Below are 21,791 nucleotides of genomic sequence, written 5' to 3'. Positions count from 1 at the left end.
GGGGTTTGTCAGACAAGGAGTGGGAATGGGGCGTTCGCGGCGGCAGGACGCCGGGCTGCTGGTCCTCCGGGCCGGAACCGGCGGGGTGCTCTTCGCACACGGGGCGCAGATCGTGTTCGGCTGGTTCGGCGGGCCCGGTCTCGCCGCCAGTTCCGTCGGCATGGAACGGATGGGGTTCCGCCCCGGCCGCCCCAGCGCGCTGGTGGCCGGGGGCGGCCAGGTGGTCAGCGGCACGCTGCTCGCGGCCGGCCTGGCCACGCCCGTCGCCGGAGCGGTGGCCGCCGGGGCGATGGCGGGGGCCGCGGCCGTGCACGCGCCGGCCGGGTTCTTCGCACTGGCGGGCGGCTACGAGTTCCCCGCGTTCCTCGGCTGGGCCGCCGCCGCGCTCGGGGTCTCCGGGCCCGGCCGGTACTCCGCCGACCATCTCACCGGCCACCGCCTGAACCGGCCCCGGCTGGCCGCCCTCGCCTTTCTCGGGACGACGGCCGCCACCTGCGCGGTGCTGCGCCGGCGTGCCGCCGTTCTCCAGCGGAGGGATCTGCGCCAGGACCAAGGCCAGGACCGGCACCCGCATCAGCACCCGCACCAGGACGAAGGGCAGACGTCATGACCACCGCACCCGCCGCCGTCCCCCTGCGGGAGGCCGACGCCGAGGCCCGCATCGGCGGCGCCTGCTTCACCACCGGCCCGCCCGGACGCGTCGGCGTCGAACTGGAGTGGCTCGTCCACGACCGCATCGAGCCGCGCCGCGTCGTCCCCGCCCGCCGCGTCGACGCCGCGCTCGCCGCGCTGGAGCAGCCCGGGTCCACCGCGCTGCCCGGCGGCAGCCGGCTCACCCGCGAGCCCGGCGGCCAGGTCGAACTGTCCACCCCGCCCGCCGCCTCCCTCATCGAGGCGGTGCGCGCCACCGCCACCGATCTGACCGCGCTGCGCTCCGCCCTGGCCGGCGAGGGCCTGACCACCGGCGGCCTGGGCCTGGAGCCCTTCCGCGACCCGCCCCGGGTGCTGCACGACCCCCGCTACGGCGCCATGGAGTCCTACTTCGACCGGGTCGGCCCGTGGGGCCGGCTGATGATGCGGGCCACCGCCTCCGTCCAGATCAACCTCGACGCCGGGGACGAGTCCACCGGCCCGGCCGGCTACCGCTACCGCTGGCGGCTGGCCCACCGGCTGGGCCCGGTGCTGCTCGCCGCGTTCGCCAACTCCCCGCTGTGGCGCGGCCGCCGCACCGGCTGGGTGTCGACCCGGCAGGCGGTGTGGGCCCGGATGGACCCCACCAGGACCCGCCCGCCGGACAACCACCCCACCGACGCCGACCCCCGCGCCGTGTGGACCCGCTACGCGCTGGACGCGCAGCTGATGTGCGTACGCCGCACCCCGCCCGCCGGCTGGGACGCGCCGGGCGGCGTGACGTTCCGCTCCTGGCTGCGCGGCGCGCTCGGCGAGCACCGGCCGCGCGCGGACGACCTCGACTACCACCTCAGCACCCTGTTCCCGCCGGTCCGCCCGCGCGGCTGGCTGGAACTGCGCATGGTGGACGCGCAGAGCGGCGACCGCTGGGTGGTCCCGCTCGTCCTGGCCGCCGTGCTCATGGACGACCCCGTCGCCGCCGAGGCCGCGTACGCCGCCACCGAGCCGCTGACCGGCGGCCGTCCGCACCCGCCGGCCGCCGTATGGCTGCGCGCCGCCCAGCGCGGCCCCGCCGACCCGGAACTCGGCCGCGCCGCCCGCGCCTGCTTCGCCGCCGCCGACCGGGCCCTGGCCCGCGATCCGCACGCCGCCGGCCTGCGCCGCGTGCTCGCCGACTTCGCCGACCGCTACACGCGGCGCGGCCGGTGCCCCGCCGACGACCATCCCGACCCCGACCGGACGGCCGCCGGACCCGACCGCCGCGTCCACCGGCACCACGCCACCCACCAGGCCGACCGCCCGGCCGATCCGCCCATCGAGGGGCGGTTCCGGCCATGAGCGAGTACACACTGCCCCGCGACCGCGCGCACGACGCCGACATCCTCGCCCCGCAGGCCGTCCTGGAAGCCGCCCGGCGCCGCACCCTCGCACTCACCGACTGCCTGGACGACGACGAGCTCATGGCCCAGCACTCGCCGCTGATGTCGCCGCTGGGCTGGGACCTGGCGCACATCGGCAACCAGGAGGAGATCTGGCTGGTGCGCCGGGCCGGTGGCCGCCCGGCGCTGCGCCCGGACCTCGATGACCTGTACGACGCGTTCCGGCATCCGCGCGCCGACCGGCCCGCCCTGCCGCTGCTGCGCCCCGACCGGGCCCGCCGCTACCTGGGCGAGGTCCGCGAACAGGCCCTGGAGGTGCTGGACGCCACCTCCGGGCGCGACGCGGACCAGGAGCAGGACCCGCTGCTGCGCCGCGGCTTCGTCTTCGGAATGGTCGCCCAGCACGAGCAGCAGCACGACGAGACCATGCTCGCCACCCATCAGCTGCGCTCGGGCCCGCCCGTCCTGGACGCGCCGCCGCCCCCGCCGGCCCCCTCCGACGCCGCGACCCTGCCGGCCGAGGTCCTGGTGCCCGGCGGGCCGTTCACCATGGGCACCAGCACCGACCCCTGGGCGCTGGACAACGAGCGCCCCGCCCACACCGTCGAACTGCCGCCCTTCTGGCTCGACACCGTGCCCGTCACCAACGCCGCCTACCAGCGGTTCATCGAGGAGGGCGGCTACCACGACGCCCGCTGGTGGCACCCCGACGGCTGGGAGCACCGGCGGCGCGAAGGGCTGGAGGCGCCCCGGTTCTGGCGGCGGGACGGCGCGTCGGGGTCCTGGTACCGGCGCCGCTTCGGCCGCGTGGAGCCGGTACCGCCCGAGCAGCCGGTGCTGCACGTGTGCTGGTACGAGGCCGACGCGTACGCCCGCTGGGCCGGCCGCCGGCTGCCCACCGAGGCCGAGTGGGAGAAGGCCGCCCGGCACGATCCGGCCACCGGGCGCGGCACCCGCTACCCGTGGGGCGACGACGGCCCCGAGCCGGATCAGGCCGGGCTCGGGCAGCGCCATCTCCAGCCCGCCCCGGCCGGGTCGTACCCGGCGGGCGCGGCACCCAGCGGGGCGCGCCAGCTGCTGGGCGACGTGTGGGAGTGGACGGCCTCCGACTTCACGCCGTACCCGGGGTTCGCGGCCTTCCCGTACCGCGAGTACAGCGAGGTGTTCTTCCCCGCGCCCGGCGCGGCGAGCGCCTACAAGGTGCTGCGCGGCGGTTCCTTCGCCACCGACCCGGTGGCCTGCCGCAGCACCTTCCGCAACTGGGACCACCCGGTCCGCCGGCAGATCTTCGCCGGCTTCCGCACCTGCCGGGACGCCGCGCCCGCCGACGAGGGGAGACCCTGATGTGCCGCCACCTCGCCTACCTGGGCATCGCCCCGATCTCCCTGGCCGAGCTGCTCACCGCCCCGCCGGGCAGCCTGTACGAGCAGTCCTGGGCGCCGCGCAAGCAGCTGCACGGCACGGTCAACGCCGACGGGTTCGGCATCGGCTGGTACCCGGGCGATCCGCACGACGGCGGCGAGCCGGCCCGTTACCGGCGGGCCCTGCCGATCTGGAACGACCGCAACCTGCCCGAACTGACCGCCGCCATCTCCAGCACCGCCGTGCTGGCCGCCGTGCGCTCGGCCACCCCCGGCAGCAGCCCCGACGAGGCGGTGACCGCCCCGTACCGCTCGGGCCGCTGGCTGTTCTCCCACAACGGGGCCGTCGACGCCTGGGAGCGGCTGCCCCAGGATCTGGGCCCGGCCGCCGGTGCGATCACCTCCGCCGATCTGCTCGCCGGGGCCGGGCGCTGCGACTCCGCCCTGCTGTGGACCCTGCTGGCGCGCGCCCTGAACGCCGGCCGGCCGCCGGTGGACGCGGTGGCCCAGCTGGTGACGGCTGTCGCCGCCGTACGTCCCGCCGCCCGGCTGAACCTGCTGCTCACCGACGGGGACACCGTCATCGCCACCCGGCACGGCGATTCGCTGTGGTACGCGCAGACCCCGGGCCGGGTGCTGGTCGCCTCCGAACCCACCCCCGGGCTGACCAGCGGGGGAGCGGGGGACTGGCGGGAGATCCCGGAGGGCTCGCTGGTGCTGGCGACCCGTGCCGGGGTGCGCAGCGCCCCGCTGCCGCCCGGGCCCGCCGCCGGCCCCGGCCGGGGCCGTGCCCGCTCCGGCGCCCACACCCCGGCACCCGAACCGTTGCTCACCGTGGAAGGGACGAACCCGTGATGGAGACCCCGCGCTTCACCCTGGAGAACCTGCTGCCCGCCGACCACCGGGCCACCTCGCTGGCCGAGGACGTACGCGGTGGCCTGTCCGGCACGCCCAAGACGCTGCCGCCCAAGTGGTTCTACGACGAACGGGGCAGCAAACTCTTCGACCGCATCACCCGGCTGCCCGAGTACTACCTGACCCGGGCGGAGCGGCAGATCCTGCGGGCCCGCGCCGCCGAGATCGCCGAACTCACCGCGGCCCGTGTCCTGGTGGAGCTGGGTTCGGGTTCCTCGCGCAAGACCCGGATGCTGGTGGACGCGCTGAGCGGGGTGGCCGCGGCGGGCCCGGCGGGGCCGCACCTGGGCACGGCCATGGACGTGGCCCTGGGGCTGCCGCGGGCCATGGGGCGGGGCGGGAGGAAACGCCGCAAGGGCCTGGCCGGGGAGGGGCGCGCGGTGGAGGGGCGGGGCGCGGAGCCGGCCGCCCCGGGCACCGACACCATGACCGCGGACGTGCCGGGCGCCGACGACGGCGCCGGGAACGGGGCGCCCGCCCCGCCGGCGACCGACTCCCCGGCGGTGCCCGCCGGGACGCTGGAGCTGTACGCCCCCATCGATGTGAGCGAGAGCGCCCTGCAGGAGGCGGGCGACGCACTGTGCCGGGACTACCCGGAGCTGCGGGTGCACGCCACCGTCGCCGACTTCGACACCGGTCTGGTGCTTCCCGAGCTGCCGGGCCCCCGGCTGATCGCCTTCCTCGGCAGCACCCTGGGCAACTTCGACCCGGCCCGCCGCGCCGCCTTCTACGCCGAACTGCGTGCTCTGATGCGCCCGGACGACGCCCTGCTGCTCGGCGTGGACCTGGTGAAGGAACCGGCCACGATGCGCCGCGCCTACAACGACGAGCAGGGCGTCACCATGGAGTTCAACAAGAACGTGCTGCGGGTCCTCAACCGGGAGCTGGGGGCGGACTTCGACCTCAACGACTTCGACCACCGCGCGGTGTGGAACGAGGAGGAGGAGCGGATGGAGATGCGGCTGTGGTCCCGCTTCTCCCAGACGGTCAGGATCCCGGCGCTGGGCATGACGGTGGACTTCGGCCGGGGCGAGGAGACGCGTACGGAGATCTCCACCAAGTTCCGCCGGGCCACCCTCACCGAGGAGCTGCTGGCGGCGGGCCTCGCGGTGGACCACTGGTGGACCGATCCGCAGGACCGGTTCGCGATGCTGCTGGTCACTTCCCCGGGTTCGGCCACGGGTTCGGACGGCAGCTGACCCCGGTGCCGGGGGTGGTCAGGGTCTTCGTCTGCTGCATCATCACCGGGGCGAGCGCGCCTTCCTTCGTGCAGATGTGGTGGCCGTGGCCGAGACGGTGACCGACCTCGTGGTTGATGACCATGTGGCGGTAGCCGGCGATGTCCTCGCCGAAGGTCTTGGAGCCCTGGGCGAACCGCCACGCGTTGATCATCACGCGCTCGGTGTAGGCCACGTCGCAGGAGACGTTGTCCTCCCAGGTGTCCAGGCCGACCTTGGCGCACCACTCGGCGGTCGTCCCCGGGCTGGCCAGGGTGATGACGAAGTCCGGGGAGCCGGCGGAGATCCGGGCGAAGCCGCGCTGCCCGTCGTTGCCCCAGCTGCGCGGGTCGTTGAGGGTGCGGTGCACGACCTCGGCGAAGAACTCCGGGTCCACCGGCAGACCCCGCTCCACATCGACCCGGTAGCGGTAGACCCGGGTCGCCTCCGGCTCGGCCGCCGGATCGCTGCCGGGCACCGGGTCCAGCCGGCCGGAACCGGTCAGCTCCGGGTCGATCTCGATGACCGTCTCCAGCAGGTCCTCGTACCCGGCCCCGTCGGCACCCTGCTCCCGGGCGTCCTCCCGCCCGGTGCGCTCCTGCCCCCCGGGGGCGGGGGTGGCGCCGCCCTGGGGGCCGGGCCGGGGCGCGGACGCCTCGACGGTACGGTCCCCGGTGCCGTTCTTCGCACCGTGCGTCTCCTCGGGCAGCAGTCCCGCGGACGGTCCGGCGAGGGCGAGGAATATCACCGCCGAGGCCGCCGAGGCACCCAGGAACCAGCCGATCCGCAGTCTGCGCTGAGGGGATTTCATGGGGGGCGTTCACCGTCCCTCGGTCGACGAGCCGTCACCGATACTCTTCTTTGTCGACTGCCCGTTGGTAGCGCTATGCGATGAGACGGCGGGCGATGTCATCCATTTGGCCCTCGGTGAGCGGCACCGGGGTCCGCTCGTCGCCGGTGACGGTGACGGTGACGCTCTGGAAGTCGCTGAGCCGGAACTCCAGGGTCGACACCACCCCCGCGATCTCGATCCGGGACGAGGGCTTGGCCCCGCCCCCGTCCCCGCCCACCGCCGGGTCGGGGAGGGAGTGCGCCTGCGGCTCCCCGATCCGGCACGGTCCGTCCTTGGCCGTCCCGGGAGCGCACGACAGCGGCTCCGTGAAAGCGGTGGAGTGGCTGTCCAGGCGGATGGCGAGGGTGAACTCCCCCCGCGCGGTGCGCAGCGCCGCGGTGAAGTGCCAGGAGAAGACCTGCTGTCCCGGCCCCGGGTACACGCTGCGGTCGGTGAGCGCGCCGAGGGTGAAGCCCTCCCCGTCCGCGCCCCCGCCCCCGTTGGCGTCCGGTACCGACGCCAGCCGGTGCGTGGCGTACGCCGTCACCGCGGCGAACGCGTCCCGGTCGTAGTCCACCGGCGCCGGTGCGGGCCACAGCCCGGACGCCGGCGCCGAATCCGGGTCCACCGGATCCGGCTCCACGGCGTCGGGGACGGCCGGGGGGGCCGTCGTCGGGGCGTCGGGGGCGGCGGGCCCCGGCGGGGGCAGCGGCGGGGACGGCGACAGCAGGGTGGGCAGCAGCGTGCCGGAGACGGCGATCACGGCGGTGGCCGCCACCGTGCCCACCAGGGTGCGCCGCCGTCTGCGCTCCCGGCGGGCCCGTCCGACCAGCTCGTCCATGTCCAGCCGCAGCGGCGGTTCGTCCGCCGTGGCGTTCGCCAGGATGTGGCGGACCTCCTCCTGGCCCCGTTCCGTCATGACGCCCACCCGTGCTGCCACACGCCGCCGGCCGGCTGCGGGTTGCGGTTCAGGCCCAGATGCCGGCGCAGCGTGGAGAGGCCGCGTGCCGTCTGGCTCTTGACGTTGCCCTCGGAACAGCGCATCGCGGCGGCCGTGTCGGAGACCGACAGATCGTCGAAGAACCGCAGCACCAGGGCGGCCCGCTGCCCCGGCGGCAGCTGGAGCAGCGCGTGCCGCACCACGGCCCGGGTGTGCAACCGGTCGGCGGCCTGATCGGGGCCCGGTGCCGGGTCGATGACCTCGGGCAGGGTGGCGAAGCTCTGCTCGGCCCGGCGCCACGGCTTGCGCTTCTCGTCCAGCCAGGTGCGCAGCAGCACCCGCCGGACGAAGGGCTGCAACGCGTCGCGCCGCTCCAGCCGTGACCAGTGCCGGTACACCTTGATCAGTACGCTCTGCATCAGATCCTCCGCCAGATGCCAGTCCCCGCACAGCAGGTAGGCGGTGCGGCGCAGTGCGGCGGCCTCCTGTGCTGCGAAGTCCCGGAAGTGCTGTTCTTCGTGGCGGCGCATTCAGGCCCCCCTTTCACCCCCCACCACGGAGCGCCCGCCAAAAAGGTTGCATCGGCGGGCCCGGTGCGGGGAGAAACACGCCGGGGCGCGGCACGGCGCGCGGGCTCCGGGCCCGGGCGGGCGGGGCGCTCCGTCAGCCGGCCCCGCCCGGCGAGGCCAGGATCGCCGCCTCCTTCGCCGGGTCGATCCCGTGCTGGGCCCGGCGCGGATGGTCCACCGGGAGACCGCCGCCGTTCAGCCAGGCCCAGGTGTCCATCACCGTCTCCGCCAGCGGCCTGCACATCAGCCCGGCCGCCTGCGCCGCGTCCGAGGCCACCTCCCAGCCGCCGTCGATCGCCCGCCACAGCGGCAGTTCGGTCCACGGCCGCACCCCGTGCGCCAGCAGCACCTCGCTCGCCACCCAGCGCGGTTCGGCCCGCCGCCCGGTGACCGTCACACAGTCGTGCAGCAGCCCGCCCATCGTCTCCCGCCCGATCGGCGCCACCACGTTGTACGCCCCGCCGACCGGGCCCGCCGCGCCCGCGAGTCGCAGGGCGAAGGCGGCGACATCCCGTACGTCCACCGGCTGGATGGTCCGCCCGGGGCTGCCGGGCGCCAGCATCGGCCCGCCCCGGTGCGCCCGGTGCAGCCACCACGGCAGCCGGCCCACGTACTCGCCGGGGCCCAGGATCACGCCGGGCCGCAGCAACGCGGTGCGCCCGGTGCCGAACCGGTCGCCCACCGCCCGCTCGGCGGCGGCCTTGCGCGGCCCGTACCCCGTCCCGGCGGGCGCGAACAGCTCGCTGGACTCGGTGAGCGGCTCGGCCGGCCAGCCCCGGTAGGCGTTGACGGAGGAGACGAACACATACCGTCCGGCCACCGGCTCCAGCGCCTCGGCGCCCGCCACGACCGCCGCCGGGTCGAGGTCGGCGGCCGAGCTGTCGATGACCGCGTCCCAGGGCCCCTCACTCGCCAGCCGCCGCAGATCGGCGACCCGCCCGCGGTCCCCGCGCACCGGCCGCACGCCGGGGACGTCGGCCCCGGACAGGCCCCGGTTGAAGGTGGTGACCTCCCACCCCCGCCGCAGGCCCTCCGCGACGACCGCGCGCCCCAGGAACCATGTCCCGCCCAGCACCAGAATCCGCATACGCATGCGAGGCATCCTGCCGCAGACCGCCGCGCGCTGCGCCTGCGGGCCCGGCCGGCGGACGGAAGAATGGCTGTCATGGAGGGAGCACCGGCGCACAGCAGGAGGGAAACCCCGCGCGAGCGCGACGACCGCAACTTCGCCGAACTGCTCCAGGAGCTGCGGGTCACCCAGACAGGCGTGCAGATCCTCTTCGCCTTCCTGCTCACCCTCGCCTTCACCGCGCGCTTCCCGGTGCTCGACGCCTTCCAGCGGGGCACGTACCTGATCACGCTGCTGCTGGCGATGGCCGCGAGCATCCTGTTCACCGCCCCCGCCGCGCTGCACCGGGCGCTGTTCCGGCGCGGCGCCAAGCGGCGCATCGTCGAGGTCTCCTCCCGCCTGGCCGCCCTTGGCCTGGTGACGCTCGCCCTCGCCCTGACCGGTGCGCTCCTGCTGGTGGTGGACGTGGTGGTCTCCCGTACGGCCGGGGTGATCACCGCGGCCGGTGCCCTCGCCGCGTGCGCCGGGCTGTGGCTGCTGCTGCCCGCCGTGCTCGCCCGCCGGCTGCCGCCGCGCCCCAGCCACCGCCGCCGAATGCACGGCACGGAATTCCGCGCCCGGCGTCCTGGCCGGCCGCCCCGGCATCACACCTGAACTGCTGTTCCCTCGCGATCCGTTGGAAGAATCGCGCGGCGCCTCGGCATACTCCCGGAAGCACTCCGGCGCGGATTCCGTACCGCGACCGCGAGGCACGCCCGGCACATACCGAGGAGGCCGTATGGTCCGCACCATCGAATCCGCGTCACCCGCGTTGTGCCGGCTGCACCTGAGCACCGAACTGCGCCGGCTGCGCGAGGAGTCCCGCCTCACCGCCGGCGAGGTCGCCCGCCGCTTCCACTGGGCCGTCTCCAAGATGACCCGTCTGGAGACCGGCAGCGACGGCGTCGTCAAGCCCTCCGACGTCATGCTGCTGTGCCGCCTGTACCAGGCGGACGCCGAGACCGCCGCCCGCCTGGAGAGCTACGCCGTGGTCACCAAGACCAAGAAGGACTGGTGGCAGTCGCCCGAGTACCGCTCGGTGATCTCACCGGGCTTCCAGGCGTACCTGGCCCTGGAGGCCAGCGCCGCCCAGCTGCACAGCTACCAGTCCGAGTACGTGCCGGGGCTGTTGCAGACGGAGGAGTACAGCCGCGCCGTCCACCGGCTGGGCCCGGCCGACCTCTCCGCCGACCAGGTCGAGCGCCTCACCGCCGTGCGCATGACCCGCAGCGAGGTGCTGTGCCGCGAGGGCGCCCCCAAGCTCACCGCCATCCTCAACGAGGCGGTGCTGCGGCGTACGGTCGGCGGTCGCGAGGTGATGCGCGCCCAGCTCGACCACATCGCCTCGCTGGCCGCCGGGCAGCCGCACATCCGGGTGCTCGTCGTCCCGTTCAGCGCGGGCGCGCACGCCGGGATGAGCGGCCCGTTCGTGGTGATCCGCTTCCGCCAGCCGGGCATGCGGCCCATCGTCTACCTGGAGAACCTGGCCGGCTCCGGCATCACCCGCCGCCCCGACGACGTGGAGAAGTACGGGGACGCCTTCAGCGACCTGCTCTCCAGCGCCCTCGACCAGCAGCAGTCGCTCCGGCTGATCAAGGAGGCGGGCAACGTCCTGTGACCGGCCCGCCGGTCACGATCCGCCGCCCTCGCCGTCGTCCCACCGCCAGCCGGCCACCTCCGGCAGATCGTCGCCGTGCTCCCGGATCCACCGCTCGTGCCGGAATCGCACATCCGCCATCCGCTGCCGTACGCCCGCCGCCCGGACCGCGAGCCCCGGCACCCGGTCGATCACATCCATCACCAGCCGGTAGCGGTCCAGATCGTTGCGCACCACCATGTCGAACGGCGTCGTGGTCGTGCCCTGCTCGCGGTAGCCGCGCACATGCAGCTGGTCGTGCCCGGCCCGCCGGTACGTCAGCCGGTGGATCAGCCACGGATAGCCGTGGTAGGCGAAGATCACCGGCCGGTCGCGGGTGAACAGCGCGTCGTACTCACCGTCCGCCATCCCGTGCGGATGCTCCTCGGCGGGCAGTAGCCGCGCCATGTCCACCACGTTCACCACCCGCACCGAGAGCCCCGGCAGCTCCCGGCGCAGCAGCCACGCCGCCGCCAGCGTCTCCTGCGTGGGGACGTCCCCGGCGCAGGCCAGCACCACGTCCGGCTCCCGCCCGGTGCCCGCCGACTCCGTGCCGGCCCACTCCCAGATCCCGGCACCGCGCGCGCAGTGTGCCCGCGCGCCCTCCAGATCCAGCCAGTCGAAGCACGGCTGCTTCCCGGCCACCACCACGTTCACGTAGTCCCTGCTGCGCAGCACGTGATCGGCGCACACCAGCAGCGTGTTGGCGTCCGGCGGCAGATAGACCCGCACCACCTCGGGGCTCTTGTTCAGCACATGGTCGACGAAGCCCGGGTCCTGGTGCGAGAAACCGTTGTGGTCCTGCCGCCACACATGGGAGGTCAGCAGATAGTTCAGGGAGGCGATCGGGGCCCGCCACGGCAGCCGCCGCGCGGAGCGCAGCCACTTGATGTGCTGATTGGCCATCGAGTCGACGATGTGCACGAACGCCTCATAGCAGGAGAACAGGCCGTGCCGCCCGGTGAGCAGATAGCCCTCCAGCCAGCCCTGGCACAGATGCTCCGACAGCACCTCCATCACCCGGCCGCCGTGCTCCAGATGCCGGTCCACCTCCAGCACCGCGCTCTCCCACTCCTTGCCGGTGGCCTCGTACACCGCGTCAAGACGGTTGGACGCCGTCTCGTCCGGGCCCATCAGCCGGAAGTCGCGGCGCGCCGCGGTGGCCCGCATCAGCTCGGTCAGCAGCGTGCCCAGTACCCGGGTCGGCTCGTGCAGCGTGCTGCCGGGCCGCGCCACCTTCACCGCGGCGGCCTCCAGCGGCGGCACCGGCAGCTCCCGCAGCAGCAGCCCGCCGTTGGCGTGCGGCGTGCTGCCCAGCCGCCGCGTGCCCTGCGGCACCTGGGCCAGTACGGCGTCCCGGGGCCGGCCCCGCTCGTCGAAGAGCTCCTCGGGGCGGTACGAGCGCAGCCAGGTCTCCAGCTGCCGCAGATGGCGCGGGTTCTCGCGCACCTGGTCCACCGGGACCTGGTGGGAGCGCCAGGTCCCGGCCACCGGCAACCCGTCCACCCGGTCGGGTCCGGTCCAGCCCTTCGGGGTGCGCAGCACGATCATCGGCCACCGGGGGCGCTCGCGTACCCCGCCCGCCGCGCCGCCGCGTGCCGCGCGCTGGAGCCGGCCGATCCGTTCCACCGCCTCGTCCAGCGCCCCGGCCAGCTCCCGGTGGACGAGTTCGGGCCGGTCGCCGGAGACGAACAGCGGATCGTGGCCGTACCCGCGCAGCAGCTGTGTCAGTTCCTCCTCGGGCAGCCGGGCCAGGACCGTGGGATTGGCGATCTTCCAGCCGTTGAGGTGCAGTACCGGCAGCACCGCCCCGTCGTGCACCGGGTCCAGGAACTTGTTCGCGTGCCAGGAGCCGGCCAGCGGCCCGGTCTCCGCCTCGCCGTCCCCGATGACGCACGCCACCAGCAGCCCCGGATTGTCCAGCGCCGCCCCGTACGCGTGCGCCAGGCTGTAGCCCAGCTCGCCGCCCTCGTTGATCGAGCCGGGGACATCGGGCGCCACATGGCTGGGGATCCCGCCGGGGAAGGAGAACTGGCGGAACAGCCGCGCCATCCCCTCCCCGTCCCGGGGCACATCCGGGTAGACCTCGCTCCAGGTGCCGTCCAGCCAGGTGCCCGCCACCACCGCCGGGCCGCCGTGCCCGGGGCCCCACACGCACATGGCGTCCAGGGCGCGGGCGTCGATCACCCGGTTCAGATGCGCGTGCAGCAGGTTGAGGCCGGGTGCGGTGCCCCAGTGCCCCAGCAGCCGCGGCTTGATGTGCTCGGGCCGCAGCGGCTCGGCCAGCAGCGGGTTGTCCAGCAGGTACAGCTGCCCGGCGGTCAGATAGTTCGCCGCCCGCCAGCGCGCGTCCAGGGCCGCCAGCTCGTCCGCGCCCAGGACGGCGGCGCGCCGTTCCACCGTGAGTGTCATGCGCGCCGGGTAGCCGGACCGGGGCGCCCCCAAACGCCCGTTTCGCCCCTGGGGTGCCGGGTACCCGCGGCGGATGTCTAGGCACACCGACCCGTATGCGGCCGCAGGTCCGGAGGCGGACGGCCCGTTCCTGCGGGTGACGCTCGCCTCCGGGGCCACCGTCCGCGTCGAGTGCACCGTTCCGCTGGACGGGGTGTTGCGGCTGCGGCTCGCCGACCGGCCCGCCGCCGTCCACCATCACGACTCGCCGGTGCTGCTGGACGCCCCCCGCCGCCCGGCGCGGCTGCACACCACCCCCGAGGGGGTGGAGATCACCGGGCCCGGGGTGCGGGCGCTGTGGGAACGCGGGCCGGGGCAGGGCTTCCACTTCGGCACCTACCACCGCTTCAGTGAGCCCGAGGCCGGTATCGCGCCGTTCCGCTCGGGGTACCGGCCCGCGAGCCGGCACCACCGCACGGCCTCCTGGGTGGAGACCATCCACCTCAACCCGGGCCACTGCGTCTACGGCGGCGGCGAGAGCTACCAGGGCATCGACCTGCGCGGCCGGCGCCGCACACTGCGCAACACCGAGGAGAACCGCGCCGCCGGGCGCGACACCGCCTACCTCAATGTGCCGCTGCTGTGGTCGGACGCCGGCTGGGGTCTGTTCGCGCACACCGGCGGGCCCGTCGACGCCGACATCGGCGCCACCCACGCCGAGGCCGCCCGGATCGAGATCGAGGGCGATGACCTCGACCTCTTCCTCATCAGCGGCGACGCCCCCACCATCCTGGACCGCTACCTCACCCTCACCGGCCGTCCGCACCCGCTGCCCGACTGGGCGTTCGGGGTGTGGATGAGCCGCTCCTCCTACTTCACCGCGGACGAGATGGTCCGCACCGTCGACGAACTCCAGGCCGCCGGCTGCCCGGTGGACGTGATGCACGTCGACGAGTGGCTGGCCGGCAACGTCCTGGATGCCGCCGCCTGGACGTACGGGCCCGACCGGCGCCGCTTTCCGCGGGACTGGTCCCGGCAGCTGGCCCAGCGCGGGGTGCGCACCAGCCTGTGGATCAACCCGTACGTCAAACGCGGCACTCCGCTGGGCGACGAACTGACCCGGCGCGGCTACCTCGTCCGGGACGTGTACGGCGCCCCGGCGCCCACCGCCGACAACCCGGACTCCCTCGTCGTCGACTTCACCCACCCCGAGGCCCGCGAATGGTGGTGCGAGCGGCTGGCCGACGCGCTGCGCGAGGAACACGCGAGCGCCGTGCTCGCCGACTTCGGCGAGGAGATCCCCGCCGACGCGGTCTTCGCCGACGGCAGCCGCGGCTCGCAGCGCCGCAACTCCTACGGGCTGATCTACCAGGAGGTGGTGCGCGAGGCGGGACTGCGCGCCCGCGCCGGGGACTTCACGGCGATCGCCCGCTCGGGCACGGCGGGCTCGCAGCGCAACCCGGCGCACTGGGCGGGTGACATGCCCTCCAGCTGGAGCGGACTGGCGTCCACGGTGCGCGCCGTGGAGTCCATGGCGCTCAGCGGCTGCTCGGTGGTCACCCATGACGCGGGCGGCTACTACACGCCCGAGTCCTTCGAAGCGGGGTCCGTGGTGCGGCGGCGGATGACGCCGGACGCCGTACCCACGGACGTGGAGCCCGAGTTGTACGGGCGGTGGGCGCAGTGGGCGGCGTTCACCCCGATCATGCGGTTCCACGGGATGGGGCGCAGGGAGCCGACCGCCTACCCCGAGCCGGTACGGTCGGCCGCCATCGCGGCGTGCCGGCTGCGGCACCGGCTCGCCCCGTACATCGCCGGCTGCGCCGCCGAGGCCACCACGGAGGGCGGGATGCCCCTCATGCGGCCGATGCCGCTCGCCTTCCCCGAGGACCGGTGCGCCCGCGACGCGCAGTTGCAGTACCTGCTCGGTCCTGACGTGCTGGTGGCCCCGGTGCTGGAGCGGGGCGGGCGCCGCGATCTGTACGTGCCGCCGGGGGAGTGGCGGCAACTGCTGGGCGAGGGCTCTGTGACGGGGCCGGGCTGGCGGGAAGTGCGGTGCGGGCCGCAGGAGTTCCCCGGCTATGTGCGCGCCGGGCGGGAAATAGGACTGTGAAGCACCGGCGCGCGTAACGCAATGTACGCGCACGCTCGCTCAATGGAGTGATCTTGGTGGTCCGGGTGCCCGTCGGCGGTACCCGGAACCGCATGCTGGACAGGGCGTGTGCCGCCCGGCGCCCCAGCCGGCCCGTCGTCCCACGGGCACCGGTGCCCCTCCCCCTCCGCCACCGTGCCGGCCGGCACACGCCCTCACCATGTCCCAGTCACGAAAGGCAACACCGCCCCCATGCCCGGACAGCAGGAACAGCAGGCACCGTCGGAGCACCCGGAGCAGCAGGAACTCCTCACCTTCCCCTTCGCCTCGACGGGTCTTGAGTTTCCCCCCGTCTACCACGAGCTGTACCAGCAGCGGCTCACCAAGGTCCGGCTCCCCTACGGCGACGACGCCTATCTCGCCATCCGGTACGCCGATGTGAAGACCGTGCTGTCCGACTCCCGGTTCTCCATCGTCGCCTCCCTCGGCCAGGACCAGCCACGCACCCGGGCCGGGGCCCGCGTCGGCAACGGCCTGTTCTCCCTCGACCCCCCACAGCACTCCCGGCTGCGCTCCGTCCTGGGCCGCGACTTCACCCCGCGCCGGGTGGAGAAGCTGCGCGAGCGGGTGCGGGAGCTGACCGACCAGTGCCTGGACCGCATGGAGGCCGCCGGGTCACCCGCCGATCTCGTCGCCCACCTCGCCGTGCCGATGCCCACCGCCGTGGTCTGCGAGATGATGGGCGTGCCCGAGCCCGACCACCATCTGTTCTGGGGCTGGGCCGAGACGATCCTGTCGAACGACACCACGCCCGACGACCTCATCCGGCGCTACCAGGAGTTCACCGCCTACATGGGCGCCATGGTCGAGGAGCGCCGCGCCCGCCCCACCGACGACATGTTCGGCATGCTGGTGCGGGCCTGCGACGAGGAGGGCCGGATCACCGAGATCGAGATGCACGCGCTCGCCTCCGACCTGCTCAGCGCCGGCTTCGTCAGCACCGCCCACCAGATCGCCAACTTCACGGCCATGTTGCTGGCCCGCCCCGAACGGCTCCAGCCCCTGGTGGACAAGCCGGAGCAGATCCCGGCCGCCGTCGAGGAACTCATGCGCCACGTGCCGATCCTCAGCGGCTTCTCCTTCCCCCGCTACGCCACCGAGGACCTGGAGATGAGCGGGGTGACCGTCCGCCGCGGCGAGGCCGTCATCCCGGTGATCGCCGCCGCCAACCGCGACCCCGACGTCTACCCGGACGCCGGCCGCCTCGACCTCGAACGCAACGGGCTCCCGCACCTGGGCTTCGGCCAGGGCCCGCACTTCTGCATCGGTGCCCATCTGGCCCGGGTCGAGCTGCAGGTGGTCCTCGAAGCCCTCACCGAGCGCTTCCCCGACTTGCGCTTCGGCGTCCCCGAGAACGCACTCAAGTGGAAGCGGGGTCACTTCATGAACGGCCTCCACGAGCTGCCCGTCGCCTGGTAACGAAAAGGCCGCCCCGCCGGCCGTGCGGTCGGCGGGGCGGAGCCCTGAGAAGCGGCCTGCGCGGGTGTCTGGACGTAACGCGGATCAGGGAAGCCTCCGGGCCAACACCTGCTCCCTGGTCATACCGTCGGGCAACAACTCCCCCAGCTCCTGGGTGGCGATGAACCCGTTGCGTCGGTAGAGGGCGATGGCGGACGCGTTTCCCGGGATCACCGCGAGCTTCAGTGTTGTGGCGCCCGATCGCCGTGCCCAGTGCGTCACCGCTTCGATCAGCCGGTCTCCGACGCCATCACCCCGGGCCGCAGGGCTGACCCACAGCGACCTGAGTTCGCTCGTCCCGCAGTCACCGCGGATGCCTCTGACCATGCCCACGGGCAGGTCTCCGCGCAGCGCGACGACGTTGTAGGAGCCGGGCAGGTCCAGACGGGCACGCCACTGTTCCCGGCCGCCCCTGTCCCAGTCGGCAAGCCGGGCCTTGAAGGCATACGGCGCGTCGGTCAGCGCGGCGACGCGGACCTCCTGCCACAGCGGCCAGTCATCCGACGTGATGATGTGCAGACGCACCATGGGGGGAGTGTGCCGCACGGCCGACACTCGGGTAGGAAGCACGCGCCGCCAGGGCTCGGTTCAGCCGACCGGAGAGGGTTCCCCGGCTCGTCCCCGGGTGCTGGCCGGGCGGTGGTGGGGGAGCGGCGGGGATTTTTCTTCGTCCGGTGGGGGTTACCCCTTCGATAGGATACCCAAGGGGGTATCTCTGAGGAGTGTGGGTTGTGGAACTGGCGATGGCGGCCGAGGAACTGAAGACAGTGGTCAACCGGCTGCGCCGGGCGCAGGGCCAGATCGCCGGGGTGATCAAGATGATCGAGGAGGGGCGGGACTGCGAGGACGTCGTCACCCAGCTCGCCGCGGCGTCCAGGGCTTTGGACAAGGCCGGTTTCGCGATCATCGCCACGGGGTTGCAGCACTGCCTGACCGATGCGGACATGGCTGCCTCCGGTGACCGGGAGCAGATGCGGGCTCGGCTGGAGAAGCTGTTCCTTTCTCTGGCCTGAGTCGGGGTGCCGCGAGGGCGGATCACCCGCCCCGTCCGGAGCGGTTCGCCACCTGGCCTGGCCTGGCCCGCACAAGGGGAGGGACCCTGTTCCGGGTCCCTCCCCTTGTGGTGTGGTTCAGCGGTCGCGCAGGGCGGCCAGCGTGTTGTCGAGGTCGGCGGCGCGGGGGCGGTTGTGGGGGAGCTTGGCGAGCATGGCGGCCATGCCGCAGGTGTTGGTCAGGGCGGAGAAGACCAGACCGCCCGCGATACCGGCGGAGAGGAACTGGAAGGCCGGGTGCACGACGAGCCCGAGCAGCAGGCCGAGCAGCACGATCACTCCCGCGGTGAGCCTCACCTGCCGCTCCATTCCCCAGGTGGCACGGGAGGCGCCCTGGGGGCGGTGGAGCTCGTGGCCGTCCGCCGCCCAGGCGCCGGTGCCTCCCGACAGGGTGGCGGCGGTGACACCGTTCTCCGCGAGGATCGTGCAGGCGTTCTGGGAGCGGGCGCCGGAGGCGCAGACGACCAGGATGTCGCCGCGGTCGGAGGCGTGACGGATGTCGGGCAGCGCGCGCCGTATCCGGTCGAGGGGGATGTTGAGCGCGCCGGGCAGATGGCCGCCGGCGTATTCGCCCGGGGTGCGCACGTCGATGATGGTCAGTTCGTGCAGGCGGGTGCGCGCCTCGTCGGTGGCGAGGGCCGTGGGTGTGGTCATGGCAGAGGTGATCCTTGCGTGGTGGGTGTGCTGAGCTTGATCTGACGGGAGCCGGACCGGAGGCGGCCCCCGAGACGCGCGGCCGGCCGGAGAAGCTTCTCCTGCTCCCCGGTCCGAGCCGGTGGCGGCCCTCGTGTTCAGACGATCACGTCGACGAGCATGAAGGCCGAGACCGCCAGCAGGAGGCCGGCGAAAATCTTCCGCAGGGTGGTGCCGGAGATCTTCGTCGCGAGGCGTTTGCCGTCCCAGGCGCCGAGGATCGCGGCTCCGGTGAAGGGGCCGATGACCTCCCAGTGGAGTTCGCCGGTGGTGCCGCTGCGGGCGGCGAGCGCGGCGAGCGAGTTCACGGAGATGACGAGCAGGCTGGTGCCCACCGCCCGGCGCATGGCCAGCCCCAGGACGCTCACCAGGGCGGGCACGGCGAGGAATCCCCCGCCGACCCCCAGCAGGCCTGTCACGGCGCCGAGTCCGGCACCGGCGCCGGCCGCCTTGCCGGGACGGATCCGGTCCGGCGGCTCGGACGCGGACGGGCGCAGCATGCGCAGGGCCGCCAGCGCGGCGATGACCGCGAACGCCGCCGTCAGTACCGCTGCGGGCGGGCGACCTGCGACTGCGCCCGCGAGAAAGGCGGGGACGATGCCCGCGGCGGCGAACAGTGCCCCTGTCTTCCATGCCACGTTCCCGTCGCGGGTGTGGGCGTACAGGGCGGTGGCGGAGGTGGCGGTGACAATGATCAGGCTGGCGGTGGTGGCGGCAGCCGGAGTGAAACCGAGCAGGTAGATCAGCGCCGGTACGGCAAGGACGCTGCCGCCGCCGCCGAGTGCGCCGAGGGCCAGACCGATGACGGCCCCGGCGGTGAGGGCGAGAAGGAGGACCGTCACGCTCTGTGCCCGCTGTTCCCGCGTTGGTCGACGACGGGGTGTCCGGCGGCGGCCCCCGCGTTCATGCCGCTGGTACCGCTGCGTGCCTCGTCGACCGTGACACGGGGCCCGTTTCGGCGGGAGCAGAACATCACACGCTTCCTTCCTTGCGAGGGGGGACGGCCGAACTCAGGCGGAGGCCAGGGGCAGCCCGGCATCCGTCGCGGCGTCGAAACCGTCGTCGACGGCGACCACGTCGCGGCCGGCGGCATCGAGCAGGGAGGCGGCGATCGCCGCGCGCATCCCGCCCGCGCAGTGCACCCACACCGTCCCGTCCGGCACCTCGCCGATACGGCCGTGCAGCTCGTGGATCGGGATGTGGACCGAGCCTTTGATGTAGCCGCCCACGCGCTCCGAGTCCCGGCGCACGTCCAGGACGGCCACCTCGTCGCCGCGCTCGCGCACCCGGGCGAGGTCGGCGAAGCGGGCACGCGGGAAGGAGGCGAGTTGCTCGCCCTCCCGGATCCAGCCGGCCGGGTCGCCGGTGGCGGCGGCGGCCGGGCGGTCGATGCCCACCCGCGCCAGCTCCCGCTGCGCGGCGCCGATCTGGCGCGGGGTGTCGGCGAGCAGGGTGACGGGCTTGCCCCACGGGATCAGCCAGGCCAGGTAGGTGGCGAGCTTGCCCTCGCCCTCGAAGTTGAACGAGCCGGCCACGTGCCCCTCGGCGAAGGCCATGCGGCTGCGCAGGTCCACCACCCACTCGCCCGCGGCCAGCCGGGAGGAGATCTCGCCCGCGTCCGCACGCTCGGGCGGGGTGAGGTCGAGGAGGGTGGGGCCGGCGGCGTTGGCCGGGCCCATGTGCGCGTAGTAGGCGGGCACGTCCTCCAGCCCGGCGAGCATCCGCTGGACGAAGGTGTCCACGTCCAGGGTGAGCGCGTCGTTGCTGGTGCGTTCCCTGCCGATCGTGGTCGCGTCCCCCTCGGCCTGGGCGGAGGAGCAGAAGCTGCCGAACCCGTGGGTGGGCAGCACCGGCACCTCGTCGTCCAGCTCGTCGGCCAGGCGGTGGGCGGAGGCGTGCTGGGCCCGGGCCAACTGCTCGGTCAGCCGGGGCTCCACCAGGTCGGGGCGGCCCACCGTGCCGATCAGCAGCGATCCGCCGGTGAACGCCGCCACGCCGCGCCCGTCCTGCTCCAGGACGTAGGAGGTGTGGTGCGGGGTGTGTCCGGGCGTGGCGATCGCCCGCAGGACCAGATCCGCGTCCACGTCCACGGTGTCCCCGTCGCCGACCGGGGTGCGGGCGAAGGACACGTGCGCCGCGGCCGGCACCAGATAGGAGGCGCCGGTGACGCGGGCCAGCTCCAGGCCACCGCTGACGTAGTCGTTGTGGATGTGGGTCTCCGCCACGTACGCGATGGCCACCCCGCGCCTGGCGGCGGCGGCGATCACCTGGTCGATGTCGCGCGGCGGATCGATGACCACCGCGGTTGCGGCCCCGCCGGCCAGGTAGCTGCGGTTGCCCAGACCCTCGAACTCAAGGGTGTCGACGAAGAACACGACTGCCGCTCCTCCACAGGAATGGTGTACCCCGGGGGGTATTCGATACCCACCCTAACAGGGGTACCCCAGGGGGTATTCCTGTGGTGCTGGGCGTCCCCGGATCCCCGCGTGCGGCATTGCGTCCACCGCGCCGGGTACCCGGCGCAGTAGCACGGTTCGGCCAGCCACCGCGACGCCCAGCTCCGGCACGCCCTCACCCGCCTCCTGCGATGGACGCAGGAGTGCGGCGTGCGGGCCGTCGCGATCGAAGACCTCGACTTCACCGACTCCAAGACCCGCGAGAAGCACGGCCGTAAGAAGAAGTTCCGGCAGCTCATCTCCGGCATCCCCACCGGCAGAGTCCGTGCACGTCTGCTGTCGATGTGCGCGGAAGCCGGTATCGGCGTGATCGCTGTCGATCCCGCCTACACCTCGATGTGGGGGGCCGAGCACTGGCGCAAGCCCCTCACCACCAAGCGACGCCCCGCGACGCGGCACTACGCCGCAGCGGTGGCGATCGGACGACGTTCTCTCGGCCACCGGATCAGACGACGGACGGCACCGCCCCCACACCACCAGAGCGATGGTGTGAGGCATCGGACCGCCCAGGCCCGACCCGGCGACCCAGGGAGCGAGGGACACCACCCCCGCGTACCCGGACCACGGACACGATCCGCTGGCGCTGGACGCGGCAGGAACGCGGTGGACCAGAACGCCCAAGACCGTTCGGGTCGTTCGGCTGAGCACGTGCAACTCATGCTCACTCTTTAGGAACGGTTCGGCATCCTCACCGAGATCGATGTCCGGGCCACGCTGAAGGCCAAGCTCGGCCACGACATGGAGGAGTACCTCATCCTGGGCGCCTGCCACCCGCCGCTCGCCCACCGGGCCCTGGAGGCCGACCGCTCCATCGGCCTGCTCCTGCCCTGCAACGTCGTCGTCCGCCGCGACGGCGACCACGTGCTCGTCCAGGCACTCGACCCGGAAACCATGGTCACCCTCACCGGCCTGGATTCCCTCAAACCCGTAGCCGACGAGGCCACCGCCCGGCTCGACGCCGCGCTCAGCGCCCTGGCCGCCACCTGACCTCCCCCCGGTTCG

Annotated in this window: 19 protein-coding genes and 2 pseudogenes; 12 read left to right on the top strand and 9 right to left on the bottom strand. The window is 73.8% G+C overall.

From position 1 onward, the window contains the following. The first annotated feature begins 25 nt into the window (after positions 1 to 25). Genes H7827_RS07645 through H7827_RS07625 form a run of 5 tightly spaced genes read left to right on the top strand, consistent with a single transcriptional unit; the run spans position 26 to position 5,484 of the window. A complete protein-coding gene (locus tag H7827_RS07645; RefSeq protein WP_432743670.1) occupies positions 26 to 610 on the top strand; it encodes a DoxX family protein in 585 nt (194 codons plus the stop codon). After that, positions 607 to 1,968, top strand: a complete 1,362-nt coding sequence (egtA, locus tag H7827_RS07640; RefSeq protein WP_432743668.1) for an ergothioneine biosynthesis glutamate--cysteine ligase EgtA — start codon at positions 607 to 609, stop codon at positions 1,966 to 1,968. The genes H7827_RS07645 and egtA overlap by 4 nt, the downstream gene beginning before the upstream one ends. After that, positions 1,965 to 3,353, top strand: a complete 1,389-nt coding sequence (egtB, locus tag H7827_RS07635) for an ergothioneine biosynthesis protein EgtB (protein ID WP_432743666.1) — start codon at positions 1,965 to 1,967, stop codon at positions 3,351 to 3,353. The genes egtA and egtB overlap by 4 nt, the downstream gene beginning before the upstream one ends. Then, positions 3,353 to 4,225, top strand: coding sequence for an ergothioneine biosynthesis protein EgtC (gene egtC / locus H7827_RS07630; RefSeq protein ID WP_432743664.1), 873 nt, complete (start codon positions 3,353 to 3,355; stop codon positions 4,223 to 4,225). The genes egtB and egtC overlap by 1 nt, the downstream gene beginning before the upstream one ends. Further along, positions 4,225 to 5,484, top strand: coding sequence for an L-histidine N(alpha)-methyltransferase (locus tag H7827_RS07625; protein WP_432747949.1), 1,260 nt, complete (start codon positions 4,225 to 4,227; stop codon positions 5,482 to 5,484). Before egtC ends, H7827_RS07625 begins: the two co-directional genes overlap by 1 nt. Here the strand turns inward: H7827_RS07625 and H7827_RS07620 are convergent. From H7827_RS07620 to H7827_RS07605, 4 genes are all read right to left on the bottom strand, one after another. Beyond that, entirely contained in the window at positions 5,444 to 6,313 is an 870-nt protein-coding gene (locus tag H7827_RS07620) for a DUF3152 domain-containing protein (RefSeq protein WP_432743662.1), read from the bottom strand. The genes H7827_RS07625 and H7827_RS07620 overlap by 41 nt on opposite strands. 73 nt (positions 6,314 to 6,386) lie before the next feature. After that, entirely contained in the window at positions 6,387 to 7,253 is an 867-nt protein-coding gene (locus tag H7827_RS07615) for a hypothetical protein (protein WP_432743660.1), read from the bottom strand. Further along, positions 7,250 to 7,804, bottom strand: coding sequence for an RNA polymerase sigma factor (locus H7827_RS07610; RefSeq protein ID WP_432743658.1), 555 nt, complete (start codon positions 7,802 to 7,804; stop codon positions 7,250 to 7,252). The genes H7827_RS07615 and H7827_RS07610 overlap by 4 nt, the downstream gene beginning before the upstream one ends. A 133-nt stretch (positions 7,805 to 7,937) precedes the next feature. Further along, a complete protein-coding gene (locus H7827_RS07605; RefSeq protein WP_432747948.1) occupies positions 7,938 to 8,930 on the bottom strand; it encodes an NAD-dependent epimerase/dehydratase family protein in 993 nt (330 codons plus the stop codon). 69 nt (positions 8,931 to 8,999) lie between these two features. Between H7827_RS07605 and H7827_RS07600 the strand changes: the two genes are divergently transcribed. Both H7827_RS07600 and H7827_RS07595 read left to right on the top strand, forming a co-directional pair. Further along, a complete protein-coding gene (locus H7827_RS07600; RefSeq protein WP_432743656.1) occupies positions 9,000 to 9,566 on the top strand; it encodes a DUF6328 family protein in 567 nt (188 codons plus the stop codon). Positions 9,567 to 9,690: 124 nt separating this feature from the next. After that, positions 9,691 to 10,569 carry a helix-turn-helix domain-containing protein gene (locus H7827_RS07595; RefSeq protein WP_432743653.1) on the top strand — a complete coding sequence of 293 codons (879 nt, stop codon included), beginning with the start codon at positions 9,691 to 9,693 and terminating at the stop codon, positions 10,567 to 10,569. A 12-nt stretch (positions 10,570 to 10,581) separates the two neighbouring features. Here H7827_RS07595 and H7827_RS07590 read toward each other — a convergent pair whose 3' ends face one another. After that, positions 10,582 to 12,999 (bottom strand): phosphoketolase family protein, encoded by a 2,418-nt coding sequence (locus H7827_RS07590; protein WP_432743651.1) that lies wholly within the window; start codon positions 12,997 to 12,999, stop codon positions 10,582 to 10,584. A gap of 73 nt (positions 13,000 to 13,072) precedes the next feature. Between H7827_RS07590 and H7827_RS07585 the strand changes: the two genes are divergently transcribed. Both H7827_RS07585 and H7827_RS07580 read left to right on the top strand, forming a co-directional pair. Then, on the top strand, positions 13,073 to 15,091 hold the full coding sequence (locus tag H7827_RS07585; RefSeq protein WP_432743649.1) for a glycoside hydrolase family 31 protein: 2,019 nt from the start codon (positions 13,073 to 13,075) through the stop codon (positions 15,089 to 15,091). A 231-nt stretch (positions 15,092 to 15,322) separates the two neighbouring features. Continuing rightward, positions 15,323 to 16,549: a cytochrome P450 gene (locus H7827_RS07580; RefSeq protein WP_386533166.1), complete on the top strand. Its 1,227-nt coding sequence runs from the start codon at positions 15,323 to 15,325 to the stop codon at positions 16,547 to 16,549. Positions 16,550 to 16,633: 84 nt separating this feature from the next. Here the strand turns inward: H7827_RS07580 and H7827_RS07575 are convergent, their stop codons facing one another. Next, positions 16,634 to 17,116 (bottom strand): GNAT family N-acetyltransferase, encoded by a 483-nt coding sequence (locus H7827_RS07575; RefSeq protein ID WP_432743646.1) that lies wholly within the window; start codon positions 17,114 to 17,116, stop codon positions 16,634 to 16,636. A 203-nt stretch (positions 17,117 to 17,319) separates the two neighbouring features. On the opposite strand from H7827_RS07575, the gene H7827_RS07570 reads away from it, so the two are divergent. Beyond that, complete coding sequence (locus H7827_RS07570; protein ID WP_018845516.1) at positions 17,320 to 17,601, top strand: metal-sensitive transcriptional regulator; 282 nt, start codon at positions 17,320 to 17,322, stop codon at positions 17,599 to 17,601. Positions 17,602 to 17,718: 117 nt separating this feature from the next. On the opposite strand, the gene H7827_RS07565 is transcribed toward H7827_RS07570, so the two are convergent. The 3 genes from H7827_RS07565 to H7827_RS07555 all read right to left on the bottom strand — a co-directional run bounded on the left by H7827_RS07565 (position 17,719) and on the right by H7827_RS07555 (position 20,708). Then, on the bottom strand, positions 17,719 to 18,294 hold the full coding sequence (locus H7827_RS07565) for a rhodanese-like domain-containing protein (protein ID WP_432743643.1): 576 nt from the start codon (positions 18,292 to 18,294) through the stop codon (positions 17,719 to 17,721). A 137-nt stretch (positions 18,295 to 18,431) separates the two neighbouring features. Next, complete coding sequence (locus H7827_RS07560) at positions 18,432 to 19,175, bottom strand: sulfite exporter TauE/SafE family protein (RefSeq protein WP_432743641.1); 744 nt, start codon at positions 19,173 to 19,175, stop codon at positions 18,432 to 18,434. A 168-nt stretch (positions 19,176 to 19,343) separates the two neighbouring features. Then, a complete protein-coding gene (locus H7827_RS07555) occupies positions 19,344 to 20,708 on the bottom strand; it encodes an MBL fold metallo-hydrolase (protein WP_432743638.1) in 1,365 nt (454 codons plus the stop codon). Positions 20,709 to 20,864: 156 nt separating this feature from the next. Between H7827_RS07555 and H7827_RS07550 the strand changes: the two are divergent. Together H7827_RS07550 and H7827_RS07545 are read left to right on the top strand one after the other, a co-directional pair. Continuing rightward, a pseudogene (locus tag H7827_RS07550) lies at positions 20,865 to 21,461 on the top strand (IS200/IS605 family accessory protein TnpB-related protein); the annotation flags it as partial. 6 nt (positions 21,462 to 21,467) lie between these two features. After that, positions 21,468 to 21,776, top strand: a pseudogene (locus tag H7827_RS07545) (DUF302 domain-containing protein); the annotation flags it as partial. Positions 21,777 to 21,791: the final 15 nt, after the last annotated feature.

Origin of the sequence: Streptomyces sp. JH002, from assembly GCF_050916115.1 — a bacterium.
In the GTDB taxonomy this organism is placed as follows: domain Bacteria; phylum Actinomycetota; class Actinomycetes; order Streptomycetales; family Streptomycetaceae; genus Streptomyces; species Streptomyces xiamenensis.
This window is presented reverse-complemented; position numbering and strand designations above follow the sequence as displayed.